Annotated in this window: 1 protein-coding gene; it reads left to right on the top strand. The window is 37.1% G+C overall.

The window, feature by feature from the left end; all coding sequences use genetic code 11:
* Window positions 1–94: 94 nt before the first annotated feature.
* On the top strand, window positions 95–604 hold a 510-nt coding region (locus HMPREF9186_RS05340), incomplete at its 3' end, for a MucBP domain-containing protein (protein ID WP_037613965.1).

Below are 604 nucleotides of genomic sequence, written 5' to 3'. Positions count from 1 at the left end.
ATCTGAATCAGTATCAGCGTCTGAATCAGCATCAGCATCTGAATCAGTATCAGCAAGCCAATCAGTTTCAACTTCTGTATCCATTTCAGAATCATTGAGTACTTCAACTTCACTTTCTACATCAGTATCAGCATCAGCATCTAACTCTTCATCAAATTCTGAAAGTGAAAAACCTCAAGGTGAAGTTATTATTACTTACATCCGTGAGAATGATGGTAAAGAAATTAAAGTCCAACGTCAAGATACTCCTAAGTCAGACTACAACACGCCTTATGACACTACTGAGAACGATGAACAACCTAAGTACATTGAGTTTGAAGGTAAGAAATACGAACGTGTACCGGCTGGTGATTATCCAGTAGGTAAAGTTGATAGTGAAGGACATCTTGAAACTTCTGATCCAATCAAAGGTAAAGTAGAAAAACCAGTTTCTAAGATTACTTATGTTTATAAAGAGGTTAAAGAAGAACCAGCACAACCTAAGGGTAATGTATATGTTCACTACGTAGACACTGAAGGTAACAAGATCAAGGAATCTGTAACGGACGAAAAAGATCAACCAGTTGATAAAGATTACGATACAGTAGTAGACAACCGTCCACAA

This window comes from Streptococcus sp. F0442, assembly GCF_000314795.2.
In the GTDB taxonomy this organism is placed as follows: Bacteria; Bacillota; Bacilli; order Lactobacillales; family Streptococcaceae; genus Streptococcus.
This window is presented reverse-complemented; position numbering and strand designations above follow the sequence as displayed.